A 19,070-nucleotide genomic window follows, 5' to 3' on the forward strand; every position below is an offset into this window, starting at 1 on the left:
ATCTAAATGCAATACTCTTTAATTTCTTCCGATGCGCGCCTCAAATCTTCAACCGTCCCAATGTCACGCCAGTATTCGCGAATTGGAAAGGTAGATGTCGCTTCAGGATGTTCCTCGATAAGAATTTCAAATAGCGTCGTAATGTCAAAAAAACCTGATGGAGCAACGTAGTTGAGAGTAACAGGGTCAAGCATATAGATACCTGCGTTCACAAAATTCTTCATCACGGGCTTTTCACTCAGCTGCCGCAAACGTCCATTTTCTTGATCAACTACACCATAAGGAATTTGCATGTCGTGCTCGCGCACACACATGGTTGCAATAGAGTCCGTCTCCCGATGAAAATGGCTCAGGCTATTGAAGTCCATATTGGTTACCAGATCACCGTTCATCACCAGAAACGACTCATCGAGCTTGTCTGCAATTAGTCTCAATGCACCTGCAGTACCGAGCCGCTCTTTTTCCTGTACATATTGGATCGATATGCCCCAGTCGGAACCGTCACCAAAGTGATCGATAATTTTCTCGCTCAAGTAACGAACTGAAATATAATAATTTTTATATCCTTGGTTTCGCGTAACATCGATAATACGCTCCAAAATGGGCTTTTCGCCAAGACGCACCATAGGCTTTGGAATGCTTTCTGTATGAGGTCGGAGGCGAGTACCCATGCCGCCGGCCATGATAACAATTGGCGTATTTGCGCTGTTATCGGATACAACATCCTCAATCATGAACAAACCGGCAACGACGCCGTTTTCATCCAGTGCCGGCACCCTTAGAACCCGCGTTTTCGAATTCATCAATTCACGCAGCTCAACTAGGGACGCGTCGGCCCGCGCAGTCACGGGATTCCCGTTCATGATTGAGAAAATGGGCGCGTCAATTGATATCTTGCGGAGAATAGCCCGGCGAATGTCGCCGTCGGTCACCACTCCGACCAACCGGCCAGCGCCATCGGTCGCGACAGCGATTTGCATAGCGCTTTTGTCGAGAACCTGTATCGCCTCCAGAATGGTGGCTTCAGAAGAAATCAAAGTCGATTCTATGGGATGAAGTCGAGTGACCATCACATCTTCCTCCGTGAGACGACACCGCGCTCAAACTAATGCGCAGTAAACTTACATCAATTCTTGGAACAAATTTTGGCAGCTACTTTGCATTCCCTATGAATGCCGAGGGGGGTATACACCGTATCGGCTAGAGTTGAAAGAGCCTATTGGGCCGATGTCGGAAAGTTGGCGTATTGCTGCAAGGCTTGCGTGAGCGCAGACCACATAAGAGCATCGGCAACAAAATAGCGGTGCACACAATGAATTCAGTACTTACTAAGAATCCGTGTTCCTACTTTGAACCGGATACATTCAATCCATCTCCAGCGTCTGTTTGATTGCAATGAAGTGGCCAATATTCACTGGCCACTTCAAAGATAAATTGGCTCTGCCTCACGCGAAGGCGAAGTCGTCAGCGGTGATCCGACTGGAATTGATGCCGTTGAGTTGGATGCTTGTACCCAGGAAGTCCACTATGGTGTCGGCGCCGCTCATGGAGAGGGGCAAATCCGCGAAGGAGGAGACCCAGTTCGCAATGAAGATCACATCCAAGCCGTCCTGAAAATCAAGGATCGAATCCGAGCCGCTGCAGGCGGTGAAAAAAAACGTGTCCTCGCCGGTTCCGCCAAGCAGCACGTCATTGCCGGCGTCGCCGCGCAGAGTATCGTCCCCATTGCCCCGCCTTCAGCACATCGTTGCCGTCACCGCCCCGCAAATAGTTGTCGAGACCGTTGCCGGAGATGATGTCGTTGAATTTTGAGCCAACCACATTCTCGATGCTGATCAACGTGTCGCTGGTTGCATGGCCGCCGCTTTGCACTGCATTGCCAGCTAGCGCAATTATCACAGCAGCGTTGGAAGCGTGATAATCAACCCAGTCGGATCCCGATCCACCATCCAATATATCGGCTCCGGCTCCCCCCATAAGAACATCATTGCCAGCGTCGCCACGAAGATGGTCGTTCCCGCTACCGCTGTTCAGCGTGTCACTGCCTCCCCCGCCGCGCAGATAATTTGCCAGGCCGTTCCCGGAAATCGTGTCGCCAAAATTGGAACCGAAAACGTTCTCGATTCTGGACAGACTGTCTCCTTGGGCATGACCGCCGCTCGGTGTACCACGACCAGCGAGGGCGATCCGTACAGCCGCGTTCGAGTCACGGTAATCTGCCCAATCGGAACCGCTACCGCCTTACAGCGTGTCACTCCCGAACCCGCCAATCAGAACGTCATTGCCGTCGCCACCAAACAAGACATCATTGCCGCGCATACCATTCAACACATTGCTTCGAACATTGTCGACAATGACATCGTTGCCGTCACCGGTTATTGCATTCTCTATTGTGGAGCCTGAGGTTGTCACCGAGACACCTTCAATCACAGAAGTCCCACCGCCAAACAAGCGGAGCGTATTATTCGAAGAAAGTGCCGACGTATTGACATTATCAATTCCGCCGTCTGTGTCGGCCAACGTCTGGGAGTGGCCAAACGTGCCGGCGTAATCGGCGTATTCGCTAGTGAAGATGTAGTTGTCGTCAGCCACGTAAGTGGTTTCGCCATAGAAATTCAGTGTCACTTCATCAACGGCTCCGGTGTCGGCGCCGGCATTGTCGCTTATGGCGACGACCCAGTCGCCCTGCAGATTGTCCATACCCCTGAAGGCATTCGTACTGAACACCCAGTCGCCCAGATCGATGCTTGATGACAGACCGCCGAACGCTGCGCCCTCACGATTAAGCAGAGTGCTGACCGTACCGTCGGGCGAAGTCAGGGTAATGATGAGGTAGACACTACAATCCTGTTTCATAACACCCATCTGTCTATGTCGTTGAAGTGAATAGGTTTTGCTGATCGGAATGCGATCCCGCGGGGTATTTGGGGTTCTTTCTTGCGCGACGAACGATTTGCTGGGCTCGGGGCTTTCTCAGTTCTGCTCGGCTGAAGATCCACGGACTGTCCGGCAGAGGATGAACGCCCTCGATCTCGCAAGCTTCGGCGGCCAGCCTGAGGGTTTTCGGTGCGACACCGAGCAAGCGTGCCGCCTTATTCAGATTTAGCCAAGGCTCGTTCCCGTCCGGCGCTGCTCGGAAGACGGGGATTTTGTGATGCGATCTGTGCGCGGTGACCCGCTCGCGTGTCCAGCGATTGCCATGCCCGGTCACCAAGCCGTTCCGGTTGAGAATGCCGGCGATCACATCGTCGCTGGCAATCAGTACCAGTTGCCGCATGGCTGCAATTATGTCGCTGGAGGTACTGTTTCGTTGCCCGCGCCGCCGCTTCGGCAGGCGCAATTCGGTATGGGCGCCCCCAATCCAATGGATCGCGAGAACGATCTGTGAGGCATCGTCGTCGATATCGGCAACCACTTCCTGGATCACGGTGCGCACGATCCGCTTCTTAAGCTTGGCATCCGTCGTCGGTGCCGACCAGACAGCCTGAAGGTCTGCCGCCAGTGCCGTGAAATCCGTTTCCAACACAGGTGATGGCCTCGGTGTCGCGGTATCATGCGCGGTGATCTTGCTCTCGATTTCCCCGACACGGATGAGCGCCTGGTTCCAACGGGATTCCAGCTCCGCAGCGACCAACCGGTTCTCGGGATCGGAAGCGTCATATTGCCGGAAGGCCCGCTCAGCAGCGTAGCGGGCAGCTTGCAGATCGCGATCGAGAGCGACCCGGACCTGGTCGCGTCGACCGGCAGCCTGCGCCTCAGCCTCAGCGGCCGCAGCGATCGCACCGGCTCAACGACACGTAGCAGTGCTTCCTCAATCGCGTCGTCAACACGCAGTCCGCCAAAGGCGATACAGCGCGGTTCGCCATTGTCGAGCAGACCCCGCCAGCAGGAATAACGCGGAATGTTGTGCTTTGTGCCGTGTATCGCACCGTGAGCTTGCGGCCGCAGCGCCGGCAGCGAACGAGCCCGGCCAACAGTGCATCGTCATGCTTGGGTGCTCCATGGTGCCTGCTCGAGGGTACGTTGTCGCTGACCATCTTACGGATCGCCTCAGCTCTTTCCCAACTGACATAGCCCTCATGGGCATCCGGGATCAGCACAAGCCATTCCTCGCGCGCCTTGCGGCGGATACCCGATCGATTGGCTGTTGACCCAAATCCCGGCGCAGCCCGTGTCTTGCCATAAGCGTAGGCGCCACCGTAGACTTGGTTCTCGATCATCCGGTGGATGGTCGCCTAGTTAGGCCTGCGCCAGACCACATCACCATTGTTGCGTTTGGCTGGCAAATCGAGGCCATGCTCAAGGAACCACATCAAAGCCTGACGAGCGCTGCCAAGTTCCGCGACCTTGTCGAACACCAAGGTGATGGATTCCTGAACACGCCGATCCGGATCCTTCTCAAGACGATCGCCAACCTTCACGAAGCCGACGGGCGCTGCGACGATGAGTTCGCCGCGCTTGGCCTTCTCGTAGCGGGCTGAGAGCGAACGCTGGCGCAAGAGATCGAGTTCATACTCATTGAGGCTTCCCTTCAGCCCCAAAAGCAGACGGTCATTACCCTGGCGCGGCGCATAGACCGTCTCCTGGTCAATCAGTACCGTGTCGACCACCCGGCACATCTCGATGAGTTGCTGCCAGTCGCGGCTGTAGCGAGCAAACCGAGACACTTCCCGCGCGGCGGCCGCGCCGATCTTGCCAAGGCAGACCTCGGCGACCATCCGGTCGAAACCGGCGCGTGCGACGCCGCCGGCGGCAGAACAACCAAGATCGTCATCGATCGTCTCAATGCGGGACCAGCCGAGCGCCGTCAGGCGATCACGCATCGCATATTGAAGCGAGCTGCTCTCGCGGTTGTACAGAACCTGATGAGCAGACGACTGCCGGACATACAGGATGGCTTTGCGCTCCAGATGGTGCGGCCCGATCTTCTCATGCATCATGATCCGTGCCCTCCCGCTGTACGACGCGCTCGCCGTCGATGTGGCTCAGGATCAGGCGGGTCATCAGCCTCATCACGGATTGACGCGTCTCGGCGGGCAGCGCCTGCCATTGCGGCGTCGGCTCTATCTCGGCATCGTTCGGTGTCGGGAACAGATCGAATTGGTATGTCTTCGGCTGGCGCGGCATGGACTTCTCCCCGATTCGTGTCGTGAGAAACCAATGCTGCGCCCATCTCCTACGAATGCGAGGGGGTACCCATGTCCCGGAGAAGCTCGGCTAGGGCGCGAAGTGCCGTGAAATTGACATGCGGCGCTGCCGTCACATGCCAGGTCGTGCACGCGGTCCGGTCGAACATCCAGGCCGGAGCTTCCAGCAATCGATCCGACGCCTGACCGGAAAGACTGCAACGGAAGACCGTCACGCCGGCCTTCTCGATTACCTCATGGATATGAACCTGCTGCCCCGCCCAGGGATGCCAAGGATAAAGAAGCTCGCGCTCATCACCGGTCCCGTGGGTGTTCTGTCGTCGAGTTGTACAATGAGGATCGGCCTCATTCAGCGATCGGGTACAACGTCCCGATCGAGCTGCATAATCCCGGTGGCGATCCCAGCCCGTCACCGTGAATAAGCCGGAAAACTCCAGCCTCCGGCGATCCAAGGTTGGGTCTCAGTGCAACAACCGAAGGACTCCGCGCTAAACCGGACGAGGAACGGGTCTAAGGTCAGGAAATCAATGCCCGGCATTTTTATCGTCAAACCCGACCATCACATGCTGGGACTAAACATCTAGAGCGCATCCGTTTATCGATGAATCGAATGTGAAGTGACATGTCGTTTGATGTCTGATTCAAGCTTTCCATCACTGGAGGGCGATTTGATGGGTCGGGCACTGAGTTGCGATCTTCGGGATCGGGTATTGCAAGCATCTCGGGAAGGAGCCTCCGCGCGGCAGGCTGCGGCAAGATTTGGTGTGAGCGCTTCCAGTGCGATCCGCTGGATCGCGCGCGCTGGACAGGGCGAGACGGAGCCCCGCAAGCCGGGACGCAAGAACGCGTCCCGTCTTGATCCGCACGACGGGTTCATCGTTGGCCTGATCGAGGACAAGAAGGACATCACGCTGGACGAGATGGTCGCCTGCCTTGCCGAAGACCGTGGCTTGAAGATCGGTAGAAGCATGTTGAGCAGTTGGCTGCGCTCGCGCGGGTTCACATACAAAAAAAGACCGCACACGCATTGGAGCAGGAACGCCCTGGCCTGATGATGCGGCGTCAGGCCTGGTTCGACGGCCAACTTGATCTTGATCCGGCCAGGCTCGTCTTCATTGACGAGACCGGCCTGAATACGAAGATGGCACGGCTGCGTGGGCGATCTGTGAAGGGAGAACGTTGCCGAGCGGGAGTGCCCCACGGCCACTGGAAAACGACGACCTTCACCGGTGCCTTGCGCCTGACCGGCATGACGGCACCGATGGTCCTCGACGGTGCCATGAACGGTTTGGCTTTCCTGGCCTATGTCGAGCAGGCCCTTGTGCCAACGCTGTCACGCGGCGACATCGTCGTGATGGACAACCTCCCGGCTCACAAGGCTGCCGGGGTCCGGGAAGCCATTGAAAACGCCGGCGCCGAGCTGCGCTATCTGCCGCCCTACAGTCCCGACTTCAACCCGATCGAAATGGCGTTTTCGAAACTCAAGGCGCTGTTGCGCGCCAGGGCCGAGCGTACGGTCGACGCCTTGTGGAACTCCGTTGGCGACCTCTGCGCTCACTTCAAACCACAGGAATGCGCAAACTACTTCGCTGCCGCCGGATATGAACCAACATAAAACGGATACGCTCTAGGTCTTCCCAATTTCAGCCAATCGTCCAACAGCCTCCCAAAAGGAGAGGACTTGCCGTGTTCCACCATGATCGAAGTAGCTGCAATAATCGAAATAAATACCCGCGAACAATGCCTCAAGCGTGGTGGATTTCCTTCTTTGTGGCGCTTTAAGTAATCTGTCGCGTGTCAACCCCCAGCCTCCATAATACGGCATCCCGAAACAATTGACTTCTCGTTCAGCCATTAGCCCCTCGAAACCAAGCTGGCTCGAAACGCAGTAGACCCTCGAGCAGGCTTCCAGAAGAGCCCACGGGTTGACGGGTTCGAACGTTAGCCTGAGAAGACCGGTCTCGTAGGCACGACCTATTTCAGGCTGAAACATTGCAAGTTCAAGAAGTCGCTTTTCACTGAAGTGCCCCGCCTTCCTGCCAAGCACCGTTTCCGGGTGGATGCGCAACAGGATCTCTGCACCCGGATTCTCTGTAATCGCCGCCTGCAGCATGGTGGTAAAGGTTTTCTCGTCAGCCATCGCGCCATCAATGGATGCGTCCCCAGCAGTCTGGTCAACGACCAGTACCCGGTCTTCCGGTCTGGCCGTGCGAAGCCCCAGTCCGCTTACGTCCTGAATTGTCGAGTTGTTGTATTTCGACAACCGTTTTTCCCGCAAAAACTCCATCGCAGCTTGGATTTGCCTTACCGGAAGCAGAGAGGACGCCTGCCGGCTGATACAAGCTTCCAAGTCACTCGGCTGCCTGGCATCATAGTAAATGCCCGTCCGATCCATGACGAGCGAAAGCGGCTTTTCGCTGTTGCCCGGAAAAACAGAGCGAAGAAAACCGTCTTCGAAGGCGATATAGGGGATGCCACGCGCTTTGGCGGCATTGCGCGCTCTGTTGGCCGTCGGCTTATGTCCCCAACCGGCAATGGCCTCTAAATCCGAATGAAAATGCCAAAAACGGCAAGCCTTGGCGCGTGTCATCAACTCGATGGCCCTGCGGAGCTTCCACAAACCAGATGTAGCCAAACCAATTTTCATCTAGTTTTAGACTGCCGGAATAAGCTGCAAGCAAAACTATGCACTCAGGTTCTGTCCCGTACATTATAGTACATGAGCACTCCCACGGTCCAAAATCCCACAAGCATCAGGAACACAGCCAGAGAGTAGAGGAATCGGCTCGGGTACTGCGCATCTTCTGACAACGTGGGTTCAATAAAGGTAGCAAGATAAAGGTGCTTTCCATCGGCCTCCTGACGTGCCTTCTCAAGACCAGCTAGGGAACTGACATATAGCTGCTGCGCAAAGTCTTCCTCGAGCGCCAACTCTGAATAGTCGGCCAAGCGGAACGACAGTGCGTCCTTGCGCTCTTCTGTCTTCGTGCCTGAAGGTGACGCGCCTGATCCCAGGCGTTGCCGTGTACTCGAAATTTGACCCGCAAGAGCCGCAATCTCTTCATTCAACATTCGTATGCGAGGAGAGTCTTCGTCCAGATAACTCAAGAGAGTTTTCTTTTCTGCTTCCTTGCTTGCGCGCTGACGATCCAGCCCTGCTATCATTTCGGCAGCAAGTCGAGCATTTTCCTCTGGGCTGACTTCTTGGGTTTCGTTTCGGTAGGCCAGCATCTGCTTGCGGATTACCTTGAGTCTGGCTTCCGCACGCGCAACACTTTCCTCAGAGAACCGGACCGCCTCTCGCCTGCTTGCCTCTGAAAGCTTGTTGACCAGAATTTCGCTGCGTTTGAGAATTGCACTCGAGATGTTTACCGAATCCTCCGGACGAAAAGAGCGTACTTCGACGTAGATCACACCAGAAGTAGCATCGAAGCTAACGTCAACCATTCTATTCCAATAATCGAGGCGGTCTTCTACAGGCAGATCCAATCCCATGCTGAACAGAAAATCGGATGGCTCCCGATTAAAGATCGTCTGTAGGTCCAGATCTTTCGGAAGATCTTTTAGAATTGACTGGCTTTGGAGATAGTCTACTATGATATAGCTGTCAGAGGTGGTCGATTCACCGGCACCGTTCAAAACCATACCGAGAATTTCCGTTGCCGCAGTCTGGTTGGAACTTCGTAGCGCAAAGGCAGTTGTGCTGTGAAATTGGTTACTTGCCCAGAAAAACATATAGATCGAAAACACCGCGGAAGGCAGCGCGACAAAAAGCAAAAACCCGAGCAGGACCATCCGATGCCGGGTTTTGGTGACAGATTTCGCGGTAGAGCCGGGTAGTGTCAGATCCAGAAGCCTTTGAGGATCCAGTCCCGACTTCTTCAAACGGTTAACGAGTTTTCCGTCTTTGGGTGGTGATTTGGCAACAGTTTTGCCTTTCTTGGACGGCAAAGCGAAAACAGCACCCTTTTGAGCGTTCGTTTCCTTTGTCTCAGGTGCAATTTCAGCTGAAGACATTTTTCATCAAACCTTTGAACAAAGCCACCCGCTTGACTTTTAGCGGCGCGCCATATTTTCGCGATGCATACCAATGGCATCGTCGATGTCGGCAAAATACGTCAAGGAACCATCCTCAAGCACTATTCCAGTCCTACAATAATCTTTTAGTGACGAATTGGAATGCGATACCATAATAATATCGGAACTCTGAAGTTTATCCTCAAATACGCGTTTGCATTTCTTCTTGAAATTGGAATCTCCAACTGCTGTGATTTCATCTACTAAATAGTAATCGAAATCAATCCCCATGCTGACTCCAAACGCAAGCCGAGCTTTCATTCCTGACGAATAGCTTTTGACCGGCATATAATAGGATTTTCCCAACTCCGCAAAGTCCTGAACATAGTCGACGAGCTCATCCGTATCGTGACCATAAATTCGAGCCACAAACCGCACATTCTGCTCACCTGTCAAAGATCCATTGAAACTTCCCTGAAATCCCAAGGGAAATGAAACTTTCGCTAGCCGGATAATTCGACCCGAAGTTGGCTTGATGGTGCCGGAAATCAACCTCAAGAGCGTTGACTTTCCGGCGCCGTTGCGCCCGAGAAGCCCGATGCTGTTGCCTCGCGGTACGGTGAAGGAGACATCCTTCGCTATGTAGCGCGTTTCCCCTTTGAGTTTGAAACTCTTTGTCATGCGGTCCAGGCGGATCATTTCGGTTCCCGTATTTTCGCGTCAAATAACCATACAAGGAAAAGACCAAAAACAATCGAGAATATGGCAAGGCCAGCAATATAAGGCATACTCACATAGCCTGCTCGATAGGTAGGATAGAAACCTGTTCTAAAAAGACCAATGATGTGTACAAGCGGATTCCACAACAAGAGCTCCCTGAATGGGTGTGGGATGCTTTCCGGCAGATAGAAAACCCCGGAAACGATAAAAGCCGGCCGATTTATTATTCCCCAAACTTGCTGATACGTGCTGCTGAGATGAAACCAGACTATGTTTGCCGCTCCGACGCCAGCTCCTAGACAGATCGACAGGACGGAGGCCAACAGGATAGGCGCCAGATCTATTTTTTCGATCGTAGTTCTTAGAGACAAAATGCCGAAAATACATATGCTCACTACAAAAAGCGTTGCAGTTTGAAGAATGATCCTCCCCAAGATTGTATCATACGGACGCACTACCGGGTAATTCAGTAAAGACCTGTTTGCCTCAACCGAAGAGCTGACCTGGTCTGAGGTAGATCTGTACATATAAAAAGTTACGTAACCGGTTGCAAAAAACAATGCAAAACTCCGCCCTAGCGGCGGCACTCTCGCAATTGCGGAAAACACGGTCGATAAAATGATAATGTGCAGAACGGGATCGAGGACGGCCCAGATATATCCGCCGAATTTATTGCCATAACGGGTCGTCATTTCGCGGACAAGAAGCGCGAAGGTAATCGCGATTTGTCGCTTGAGACCTCTATGAAAAGGCTCTGAATGCATGCGTAAGTCAGCCACTTAACGGGTTTCTTTCGTCTACTGCGTTGTTCACGCCCGGAAATTTACAAATCTCTTTTGTCAGGGCATCCATTGCATTAACGAAATTCTAGGAATGGTTTACCTATCTTTTATCATAAAACAAACGAAGACAACAACACATCGGCCAGCTGTCCCAGCGGTGCAGACTGCAACGAACTTGGCAACGATTCGGCGGCGTCAAGTCTTTGTTGCAATCGACGCAGTATTCAAAGCAGTGGTATGTTTGCTAAAAGTAAAGAAATAGAACCAATCAAGGGCAAATCAATTTGATCCATACGTTTCTGTCCACTGTGTTTTGCCAAAACACCTTCCAACATATTCCCCTTGCCTTTTTCCTCAAATCCGCGTAGTCATTCCAGCCACTTCAAATCCCGGACATTCTTTTTAGCAGGACCTGCGCCCGCAAGCCCGAGGTCAATGTTTCCTGAAGAGGATTTCCACCATGCCCACCACCATCGGCCTCGACTTCGGCACTTCGAACACCGTCGCCGTTGCCGCTGAAGGGCCGGCGGCAACGGCGCCCATCTCCTTCGCCGACGGCACCCACAGCTTCACCTCCCTCCCCACCGTGCTCAGCTTTCTTGACCGAGGAGCAGCCTGCGCGCTCAATCCGGAAGTTGGGCCATGGGCCATCCGGCAGTTTCTGGAGAGTTTCGGGGATGTGCGGTTCATTCAGTCACTGAAGACCTTTGCGGCGAGCCGGGTGTTCAAGGGGACGGGGGTCTTCGGGGTGCGGTTTGAGTTCGAGGATCTGATGGCGACGTTCCTTAAGTGCGCGTTTGAGCGTGCAGGAGCCGCCTTCGATCCTGCCTCCACCCGTCTTGTCGTCGGCCGGCCGGTGGAGTTTGCCGGGTACAATCCGGATGAAGAGCTGGCGATGGCGCGCTATCGCAAGGCGTTCCGGAAGGTCGGGTTCGAGGACATTCTCTTTGTCATGGAGCCGGTCGGCGCGGCCTTTTACTATGCGCAGTCCCTGAGCGAGGACACGACCATCCTGGTCGCGGATCTGGGGGGCGGAACCACCGACTATTCGATCATGCGTTTCGAGACGGAAGCTGGGCACCTGAAAGCGACGCCGCTGGGGCGTGGGGGCATCGGCATTGCCGGCGACACGCTCGATTACCGCATCATCGACAAAGTGATCCTGCCGAAGCTCGGCAAGGGCTCGGCGTATAAAAGTATGGGCAAGGTGCTGGAGATGCCGCCCAATCTCTTTTCCAACTTCGCCCGCTGGCACATGCTGTCGATCTTCAAGACCTCGGACGACTTCAAGGAAATGAAGAAGCTGCTGCGTTACTGCCTCGAGCCGGAAAAGATCGAGCTCTTCATCGAGCTGGTGGAGGAAGACCAGGGCTATCCGCTTTATAAGGCGGTGTCCGAGAGCAAGGCACTGCTCTCGTCGGAGGACGAGGCGGAGCTGGTCTTCAAGCCGCTCGGGTCCGATTTCAGGGCAAGCGTCAAACGCACGGATTTCGAAGACTGGATCGCGCCGGACCTCAAAAAGATGGACCTCGCCCTTGACGAAACACTCGCCAAGGCGGGTTTGAGCGAAAGCGACATCGACCGGGTGTTCATGACCGGCGGCACATCGTTTGTGCCGGCCGTGCGGCGCCAGTTCGCCGGGCGGTTCGGCCAGGAGCGGATTTCCGGCGGCAACGAGCTGACCTCGGTTGCCAACGGCCTGGCGCTGATCGGCGCGCGTGAAGATGCAAGCGATTGGGCGCTGGCGGCTTAACGTCAGAACCCCGGCGGCACCAGCAGCCGCAGGACCACATCCGCGCTGTCGCCGGCCGAAATGCCTTCCTTCTTCCGCGCCGCCGCCTTGACCGGCAGCAGGAACGAGCCGGAGGCCTTGTCGGGCCAGATGGTGGTTTCCCAGCTGGAGGCGCCAATGCTGGCCTTTACCTTGATCATGCCCCAGGCGCGGCCACTGGCCCTGCCCGTCTCCTCACCGGTATAGAAGCGGATCTGGTCGGCGCAGGCCTGCGGCAGCGTGATGAATGTCCAGCCACCCGGGCCGGACGAAAGCCAGAGTTTTCCGGAAAATTCCAACTGGTCGAGCATGCCCTGTCCTGACTTCCGTCGCACCTGCGATCAATTCGCACGGGTGATCCCATGGCAGGCAGAAGTCACGCACGTCAAACAGTCAGTCAACCAGATTGACATCCGCCATCAGGTCTCCCGCCATCTCCTGAAGCGCGTCGCTCAAGGTGGCCGGGTCGAGGCCTTCGGGCAGGCGAAGGTCGGCCGAGGCCTTGAAGAGCGCCTCGCCCTGCATCGAGCCGGCAACGACTTCCGTCTCCAGATGCTCGATGCTGACACCGTTAGCGCTGAGGACGTGGGTTATGTCGCGCAGGATGCCCGGGTGGTCCTGGGAGACGAGGTCGAGATGGGCAGACGCCCCCTGAGGCACGTCGGCACCGCTTTGGTCGGAGCGCAGGGTGATGTCGATGCCATCGGCGGAGAGGGCCTGCAGCTTCCCGACAAGCTCGTCGGAGCGGATGCCTTCGATGGCGATGCGCACGATGCCGGCAAATTCGCCGCCAAGGCGCGCCATGGAGCTTTCGATCCAGTTGCCGCCGGTCGCGGCGATGACGTCGGCCATGCGCTCGACCAGGCCCGGCCGGTCCTTGGCAATGACGGTAAAGACGAGATGGGTTTGCATGACGCCCCGCTTCAGCATTGACACTCGATGACCTTACTACACAATTTCAACGTGTTGAAAACAAGACTGTAAAATCGTGCGTTCCGCTGTGGCCGTCGCGGCGGGCAACCGTCATAATAGCGACACCGGTCCCCATTTCTCTAAAGGCCTTTCCGGACTTGCTGCCGGATCATCCACTTTCAGATTCAGGTTTCCCATGCAGAAAAGCAATCACCGCCGCGTCGACCAATTCTGGCTTACCCTGATCGAGCGCCCGGCGGTGTTCCTGCTTCTGGTTGTCCTCGGCCTCGCCATGCTTCCGGTTGCCGTGTGGATGGACTTGCGTGCGATTTCCGACGATTCGCTGAAGTCCCAGGCGATCGATCTCGACCAGGCGATCAGCAAGATCCGCACCTATTATGCGCAGAACGTGATCGCACGGGTTCAGGAAGCCCCGGATGCCATCACTCCGACCCATGAATATCACGACATGCCCGGCGGCATCCCGATTCCGGCGACGCTGTCGATCGAACTGGGCGAGGTCATCGGCGGCGACAGCCGCAACCTGAAATACCGCTTCGTTTCCGACCTGCCGTTTGCCGATCGCGCGTCGCATGAATTGACACCGTTCGAGGTGAAGGCTCTGCACGACTTCCGGGAAAGCCGCGATCCGGGCGACATCGAGATCGGCTACGAAGGTTCTATCTTCAATCGAAAGATCCAGATTGCCTCGCCGGTGATGCTGGGCGAAGCCTGCGTTTCCTGCCACAACTCCCACCTGGAAAGCCCCAAGACGGACTGGTCGGTGGGGGACGTGCGCGGCATCCAGGCGATCACCATCAGCCAGCCGATTGCCGCGAACCTGTGGTCGTTCCGCTATCTCCTGCTCTATTTCGCCTGCGCCGGTGCCGTCGGCGCCGCGGTCACCGGACTGCAGTGGCACCAGGCGACCCGCTTTCACAGGATGAATGTCAACCTGGAACAGGCCAACACGGAAATTGCGCATCTGAACAAGCAGCTGACGTCGGAAAACCTGCGCCTCGGCGCGGAGATCGAGGTGGCGCGGCAGATCCAGATGATGGTGCTGCCGACCAAGGATGAACTCGGCGGCATTCACGAGCTGGAAATTGCCGCCTTCATGGAGCCGGCGGATGAAGTGGGCGGCGACTATTACGACGTGTTGCAGCTGGACGACAAGGTGAAGATCGGCATTGGCGACGTCACCGGCCACGGGCTGGAAAGCGGCGTCCTGATGCTGATGGTGCAGTCCATCGCCGTTGCCCTGCAGGAGCGCGGGCCTTCCGACCCGCGGCAGTTCCTGGTGGCGCTGAATGCCGCCATCTGCCGCAACATCAAGCGCACCCGCACCGACAAGCACCTGACCCTGTCCTTCCTTGATTTTGAATCGAACAAGGTGACGCTGTCCGGCCAGCACGAGGAGCTGATTATCGTCAGGACAGACGGTGCGTGTGAAATCATCGACACGGTCGAACTCGGTTTCCCCATCGGCCTCGACGAGGATATCGCCCCCTTCATCAAGACCAAGGAACTGGCCTTCAGCCCGGGCGACATCATCCTTCTTTATACCGACGGCGTCACGGAGGCGGAAAGCCCCGCGGGTGAGCTTTACGGGCTCGACCGGCTGGTCGACAGTGCCCGCCGCCACACCGGTCCCAAGGCATCCCGAATGATGGAAGGTCTGCTCGGCGACCTCAAGGCTCATATCGGCACGCAGACGGTGCATGTCGACATCACGATTCTGGTGATCCGGCATAAGTAGGGGACGGGAAAGGGCTCGATCCGATCCGCCTAAGACTGTCGGCCAACACGGAATTTACCGTCGTCATCCCGGCCAAGCGGAGCGCGAGCCGGAACCGGGGAGCTACAAACCCAAAGCCATAAATTCGACAGCCTCGGCTCCCCGGTCCCGGATCTTCGCTGCGCTGCGTCCGGGATGACCAAACAAAGTTAGTTGCAGGAATACCAGGCGCCTCGCGGCGCCTGGTTTCTCGTTACCCAAACGCCCGTCGCAGGGCCGGCACGCGCTTGACGATCAGAAAGTCCAGCGCCAGCACGGTGAGCAGCGTGATGCCGACCAGCGGGAAGATCAGCGAGAGGGCCAGCATGAGGATCATCGCTCCGCGCCAGTGCGGCAGGTCTTCCGGTGCCTTCGGAGCAAAAACGCGCAGTACAGACCCCTTCGGGCGGCGCAGCCACCACATGACAAGGCCGCTCACACACAGGAAGATTACCGACAGGCAGACAGCCGTGTTGAGGGCTACATTCCAGAGCCCCATGTCGCCCTCGTGGAAGGCGATGCCGACGGCCATGCCCTTGGCGACCGGGGAATAGTCGGCAAAGCCGACATCGGCGAGGATGCGGCCCGTATACTGGTCGATATGAACCGTGCGGTCGCCCATCGGGTTTTCCGCATCGTTGCTCATGGTATCCTGGTTGAGGGTCCAGACACCCGTTTCGCCGCCGGGCAAGTTGATGCGGAAGCGGCCCTCATAACCGATCTGCCGGCCGAAGGCCGCGACGCTGTCGAGATTGACCGGCGTTCCCGGGGCAATCGCCTCGATGCCCGCATCCGAACCGGAAGCCGGCATCGGCGTCTGTTCCAGCGTCCAGGGCACGTCCTTCATGGCACCATGGTTCATCGAGGCGTGGACGTCGTCCGAGAGCGGCACGTTGTCCCACTTCTCCGCCGGGAACGTGTTCCAGGCCTGGACGAATTTTTCACCCCAGATACCGGCCCAGGAGAGGCCGCTCACCAGAAAGACCAGCAGGAACAGGGCAACATAGGCGCCGACGATGCGATGCAGGCTTTTCCAGAGCGCACGCCCTCTGGACTTCAGCTCGGGCACGAAGGCGGCCCCGCTGCCCTTGCGCGGCCACCACAGGTAAAGGCCGGTAACGATCAGCACGATCGTCAGGCCGGCCGCGATCTCGATGAGGCGATCGCCGGTCGTGCCGATCAGGAGCGTGCCGTGGATGTCGTTCAATAGGTCGTACCAGCCGTCGCGGCGCACCCAGCTTTCGATGACGGATCCGGAATAGGGATCGACCGCCACCATGAAGTTGGTGCCGGCATCGCTGATGCGGAAAACGTTGGCACCCTCTGCGGTCCTTGCCCCGATAAATTCAACGACACGGGCCTCATCGCCGCGGGTGCCGAGCGCAGCGGCGGCCTGCTCGCTCAAGGCCACAGGCGCATTGGCAACGGCCACCTTGATGTTCTCGCCGTCGCGGCCATCGAGAACAGAGATATACATCATGCCGAGTCCGGTTACGGCCAGCATGATGAGGAAGGGCACCACATAGAGACCGGCATAGAAATGCCAGCGCCATGCGGCGAGATAAAAACGGCTCGGTGTGGACGCACTTGCGGCGCCCGAAGACAGGTTGCTCATGGGATCTCCAGACCGGAGCCTGCGGGGCTTCTCGCCGCCGGGCAAAGCTCGGGTTCAACATGAATTCAGATGCGGACTTGGAAGATCAGACGCTGAGCGGTGGTGCGCGGGCGCCGTGCTGGCCGGGGCCCTGGTGCGGCGTCCAAACGGACGCCAGGACCGGACCCGGTTGACGGGCCGCCAATTCCATTGCCGGAACGAACGGGACGATGTCTGGAACGGCAAATGCACCGATCCCGGCAAAGACACAGTGCTGCGAAGCTTTACCCGCGGGACTGTCCCGGTCTGATGCCGGCGGAATCTCGTGTCCCGCGGCATCGAGTGAAACAGTGCGCAGGCCCTCGGTGGTGCAGAGCGTGACGGTGAAACCGCCTTGCGCCTGCACCTCGGGCATGAAGCCCTTCGGCAGAAGCGCAGAGACAATAAACGGCACAAGCAGCAGCAGTCTGACTGCCGCCATCACGTCCGGAAACTGTCGCCGGAGATGCCTCACGCTAAAAAGACCCCTGCCCCAAGATTGGCCGTTCTTACGGTACCCCCGCGGGAAACTCAATTCTTCTTTTCCGGTCCTTTTGCCTCCTTTCTTCGGCACGCGGCGACAGGCGCACAGGGCATGTTCGGATTGCACCAAAGAATGTCGCTTTCCTGCTTGATCCACCTCTGGCGCTCCCCTAAGGTGCGGCCACCTGACGGCGTCCCGCGGAGGGACTGAAAGCGATTCCGGATGCGGTTGACCCATGCAGGGGACCAAGGCCGGAGCTGTCCAAGGCATTTGCATGGGACCGGCAGGACCGGTCCTTGCGCGTGTTTGCTTTCATCTCCCCGGCGCCGCCAATCCTTTGCCGACCCGGCACCTGCCCTGGGGGAGAAACATGATCCAGCGATCCGTCCTTTTCGGCCTTGCCGCCGCCCTCCTGCCTTCGTCCGCCTATGCCCATGGGGGCCATCTCGGCGAATTGGCCGGTCATTCCCATTGGGTCGGTGTTGCCGCACTCGCCGGTGCGGCGCTTGTCGCCGGCATCATCGCACTCAAGGACAAGAAGCAGAAGAAGGACGGCGGTGCTCCGGATGCTTCGGCTGACAAGGAAGAGCACGCCGGAGAAGCAGCGCGATGAACGAGAAACTCGGACTGATGGTCTGTGGCCATGGCAGCCGCAACAAGGGTGCCGTGAAGCAGTTTGCCCAGCTTGCCGAAGGCCTGAAGGCTCGCTTCCCGCAATGGCCGGTGGAATACGGCTATCTGGAATTCGCCAATCCCGTGATCCATGACGGGCTGAACCGCCTGCGCGAGGAAGGCTGCACCCGTGTGCTGGCCGTGCCGGGCATGCTCTTTGCCGCCGGTCATGCCAAGAATGACATTCCCTCGGTGCTGAACACCTACCAGGCCATGCATCCGGAGATGACGATCTCCTATGGCCGAGAGCTTGCCGTCGACACGCGCATGGTGAAGGCCGCCGCGGCCCGTATCCAGGAGACAATCAATGCTGCCGACAGCGACGTGCCGCTGCACGAGACCCTGCTGATGGTCGTCGGGCGCGGTGCATCGGACCCGGACGCCAATTCCAACGTTTCCAAGATCACCCGCATGTTGTGGGAAGGCTTCGGCTTCGGCTGGGCGGAGACCTGCTATTCCGGCGTCACCTTTCCACTTGTCGGTCCGGGGCTCGAACATGCGGCGAAGCTCGGCTACAAGCGCGTCATCGTCTTCCCGTATTTCCTTTTCACCGGCGTGCTGGTGCAGCGAATCTACGGCACCACCGACGAGGTAGCCGAGCGGCATCCGGAGATCGAATTCCTGAAGGCGGGTTACCTGAACGACCACCCGCAGGTGATCGACACCATGGCCGACCGGGTTCAGGAGATCCTGCAGGGCGCCAATCTCATGAACTGCCAGATGTGCAAGTACCGCGAACAGGTGCTCGGCTTCGAGGCAGAGGTGGGCCTCGCCCAGGAAAGCCATCACCATCACGTGGAAGGCCTCGGCGCGGAAGCCGAATGCCAGCTCTGTGAGGAGTTCTGCACCGGTGCCTGCGAGAAGCAGGTGCAGGCGGGCGGGCATCATCATCACCACGATCATGGTCATGGGCATGATCACGGGCATCACCATGGGCATGATCACTCGCATGGGCATGGGCATCACCATGGGCATGATCATCACGACCATGATCACGGGCACCATCATCACACGCATGACCACGATCACGCACACGGCCACAGTCACGCGCATGGCAACGGGCATTCGCATGATCATGGCCACGATCACCACCACCACCCCTACCCGCATGCGGATCATCCGCACGGGCCGAGGTCGCTGAACCGCAAGGGATAG

Annotated in this window: 20 protein-coding genes and 1 pseudogene; 5 read left to right on the plus strand and 16 right to left on the minus strand. The window is 57.3% G+C overall.

Annotated elements, in window-relative coordinates; all coding sequences use genetic code 11:
- Window positions 1-2 precede the first annotated feature (2 nt).
- From ACX3M4_RS12725 to ACX3M4_RS12760, 8 genes and pseudogenes are all read right to left on the minus strand, one after another.
- On the minus strand, window positions 3-1,070 hold the full coding sequence (locus tag ACX3M4_RS12725; protein ID WP_459358930.1) for a nucleotidyltransferase family protein: 1,068 nt from the start codon (window positions 1,068-1,070) through the stop codon (window positions 3-5).
- 375 nt (window positions 1,071-1,445) lie between these two features.
- On the minus strand, window positions 1,446-1,688 hold the full coding sequence (locus ACX3M4_RS12730; protein ID WP_459358931.1) for a hypothetical protein: 243 nt from the start codon (window positions 1,686-1,688) through the stop codon (window positions 1,446-1,448).
- A 61-nt stretch (window positions 1,689-1,749) separates the two neighbouring features.
- Window positions 1,750-2,187 (minus strand): annotated as a pseudogene (locus ACX3M4_RS12735) (calcium-binding protein); the annotation flags it as partial.
- 54 nt (window positions 2,188-2,241) lie between these two features.
- The gene (locus ACX3M4_RS12740) at window positions 2,242-2,865 is read right to left on the minus strand and encodes a proprotein convertase P-domain-containing protein (RefSeq protein ID WP_459358932.1); all 624 of its coding nucleotides are present in this window, start codon (window positions 2,863-2,865) and stop codon (window positions 2,242-2,244) included.
- A 4-nt stretch (window positions 2,866-2,869) separates the two neighbouring features.
- The gene (locus ACX3M4_RS12745; protein WP_459358933.1) at window positions 2,870-3,634 is read right to left on the minus strand and encodes a recombinase; all 765 of its coding nucleotides are present in this window, start codon (window positions 3,632-3,634) and stop codon (window positions 2,870-2,872) included.
- Between the two features lie 127 nt (window positions 3,635-3,761).
- Window positions 3,762-4,220, minus strand: coding sequence for a recombinase family protein (locus ACX3M4_RS12750; RefSeq protein ID WP_459358934.1), 459 nt, complete (start codon window positions 4,218-4,220; stop codon window positions 3,762-3,764).
- A 15-nt stretch (window positions 4,221-4,235) separates the two neighbouring features.
- Window positions 4,236-4,940, minus strand: a complete 705-nt coding sequence (locus tag ACX3M4_RS12755; protein ID WP_459358935.1) for a recombinase family protein — start codon at window positions 4,938-4,940, stop codon at window positions 4,236-4,238.
- Window positions 4,930-5,127: a hypothetical protein gene (locus ACX3M4_RS12760; protein ID WP_459358936.1), complete on the minus strand. Its 198-nt coding sequence runs from the start codon at window positions 5,125-5,127 to the stop codon at window positions 4,930-4,932. Before ACX3M4_RS12760 ends, ACX3M4_RS12755 begins: the two co-directional genes overlap by 11 nt.
- Before the next feature lie 691 nt (window positions 5,128-5,818).
- Here ACX3M4_RS12760 and ACX3M4_RS12765 point away from each other — a divergent pair.
- Window positions 5,819-6,762 (plus strand): IS630 family transposase gene (locus tag ACX3M4_RS12765; protein WP_459358915.1). Its coding sequence is split into 2 segments (ribosomal slippage): window positions 5,819-6,155 and window positions 6,155-6,762, totalling 945 coding nucleotides; the frame shifts between segments, so codons are not numbered across the junction.
- A gap of 12 nt (window positions 6,763-6,774) precedes the next feature.
- Here the strand turns inward: ACX3M4_RS12765 and ACX3M4_RS12770 are convergent.
- The 4 genes from ACX3M4_RS12770 to ACX3M4_RS12785 are packed head-to-tail and all read right to left on the minus strand — an operon-like array spanning window position 6,775 to window position 10,663.
- Complete coding sequence (locus ACX3M4_RS12770; protein WP_459358937.1) at window positions 6,775-7,794, minus strand: capsular polysaccharide export protein, LipB/KpsS family; 1,020 nt, start codon at window positions 7,792-7,794, stop codon at window positions 6,775-6,777.
- Window positions 7,795-7,838: 44 nt separating this feature from the next.
- Entirely contained in the window at window positions 7,839-9,164 is a 1,326-nt protein-coding gene (locus ACX3M4_RS12775; protein WP_459358938.1) for an RkpR, polysaccharide export protein, read from the minus strand.
- Window positions 9,165-9,203: 39 nt separating this feature from the next.
- A complete protein-coding gene (locus ACX3M4_RS12780; protein ID WP_459358939.1) occupies window positions 9,204-9,863 on the minus strand; it encodes an ABC transporter ATP-binding protein in 660 nt (219 codons plus the stop codon).
- Window positions 9,860-10,663, minus strand: a complete 804-nt coding sequence (locus tag ACX3M4_RS12785) for an ABC transporter permease (RefSeq protein WP_459358940.1) — start codon at window positions 10,661-10,663, stop codon at window positions 9,860-9,862. The genes ACX3M4_RS12780 and ACX3M4_RS12785 overlap by 4 nt, the downstream gene beginning before the upstream one ends.
- 463 nt (window positions 10,664-11,126) lie before the next feature.
- On the opposite strand from ACX3M4_RS12785, the gene ACX3M4_RS12790 reads away from it, so the two are divergent.
- On the plus strand, window positions 11,127-12,419 hold the full coding sequence (locus ACX3M4_RS12790) for an Hsp70 family protein (RefSeq protein WP_459358941.1): 1,293 nt from the start codon (window positions 11,127-11,129) through the stop codon (window positions 12,417-12,419).
- Window positions 12,420-12,421: 2 nt separating this feature from the next.
- Here the strand turns inward: ACX3M4_RS12790 and ACX3M4_RS12795 are convergent, their stop codons facing one another.
- Window positions 12,422-12,748, minus strand: coding sequence for a DUF1905 domain-containing protein (locus tag ACX3M4_RS12795; RefSeq protein WP_459358942.1), 327 nt, complete (start codon window positions 12,746-12,748; stop codon window positions 12,422-12,424).
- Window positions 12,749-12,830: 82 nt separating this feature from the next.
- The gene (locus tag ACX3M4_RS12800; RefSeq protein WP_459358943.1) at window positions 12,831-13,367 is read right to left on the minus strand and encodes a glycine cleavage system transcriptional repressor; all 537 of its coding nucleotides are present in this window, start codon (window positions 13,365-13,367) and stop codon (window positions 12,831-12,833) included.
- A gap of 178 nt (window positions 13,368-13,545) precedes the next feature.
- Here ACX3M4_RS12800 and ACX3M4_RS12805 point away from each other — a divergent pair, with 178 nt between their 5' ends.
- The gene (locus ACX3M4_RS12805; RefSeq protein WP_459358944.1) at window positions 13,546-15,108 is read left to right on the plus strand and encodes a PP2C family protein-serine/threonine phosphatase; all 1,563 of its coding nucleotides are present in this window, start codon (window positions 13,546-13,548) and stop codon (window positions 15,106-15,108) included.
- 232 nt (window positions 15,109-15,340) lie between these two features.
- On the opposite strand, the gene ACX3M4_RS12810 is transcribed toward ACX3M4_RS12805, so the two are convergent.
- Window positions 15,341-16,741, minus strand: a complete 1,401-nt coding sequence (locus tag ACX3M4_RS12810; protein ID WP_459358945.1) for a PepSY-associated TM helix domain-containing protein — start codon at window positions 16,739-16,741, stop codon at window positions 15,341-15,343.
- 85 nt (window positions 16,742-16,826) lie between these two features.
- Window positions 16,827-17,201 carry a DUF2946 family protein gene (locus ACX3M4_RS12815; RefSeq protein WP_459358946.1) on the minus strand — a complete coding sequence of 125 codons (375 nt, stop codon included), beginning with the start codon at window positions 17,199-17,201 and terminating at the stop codon, window positions 16,827-16,829.
- 412 nt (window positions 17,202-17,613) lie between these two features.
- Here ACX3M4_RS12815 and ACX3M4_RS12820 point away from each other — a divergent pair, with 412 nt between their 5' ends.
- Both ACX3M4_RS12820 and ACX3M4_RS12825 read left to right on the plus strand, forming a co-directional pair.
- Window positions 17,614-17,856, plus strand: a complete 243-nt coding sequence (locus tag ACX3M4_RS12820) for a DUF6732 family protein (protein ID WP_459358947.1) — start codon at window positions 17,614-17,616, stop codon at window positions 17,854-17,856.
- Entirely contained in the window at window positions 17,853-19,070 is a 1,218-nt protein-coding gene (locus ACX3M4_RS12825) for a sirohydrochlorin chelatase (RefSeq protein WP_459358948.1), read from the plus strand. The genes ACX3M4_RS12820 and ACX3M4_RS12825 overlap by 4 nt, the downstream gene beginning before the upstream one ends.

It is taken from the genome of Roseibium sp. M-1 (assembly GCF_054515675.1).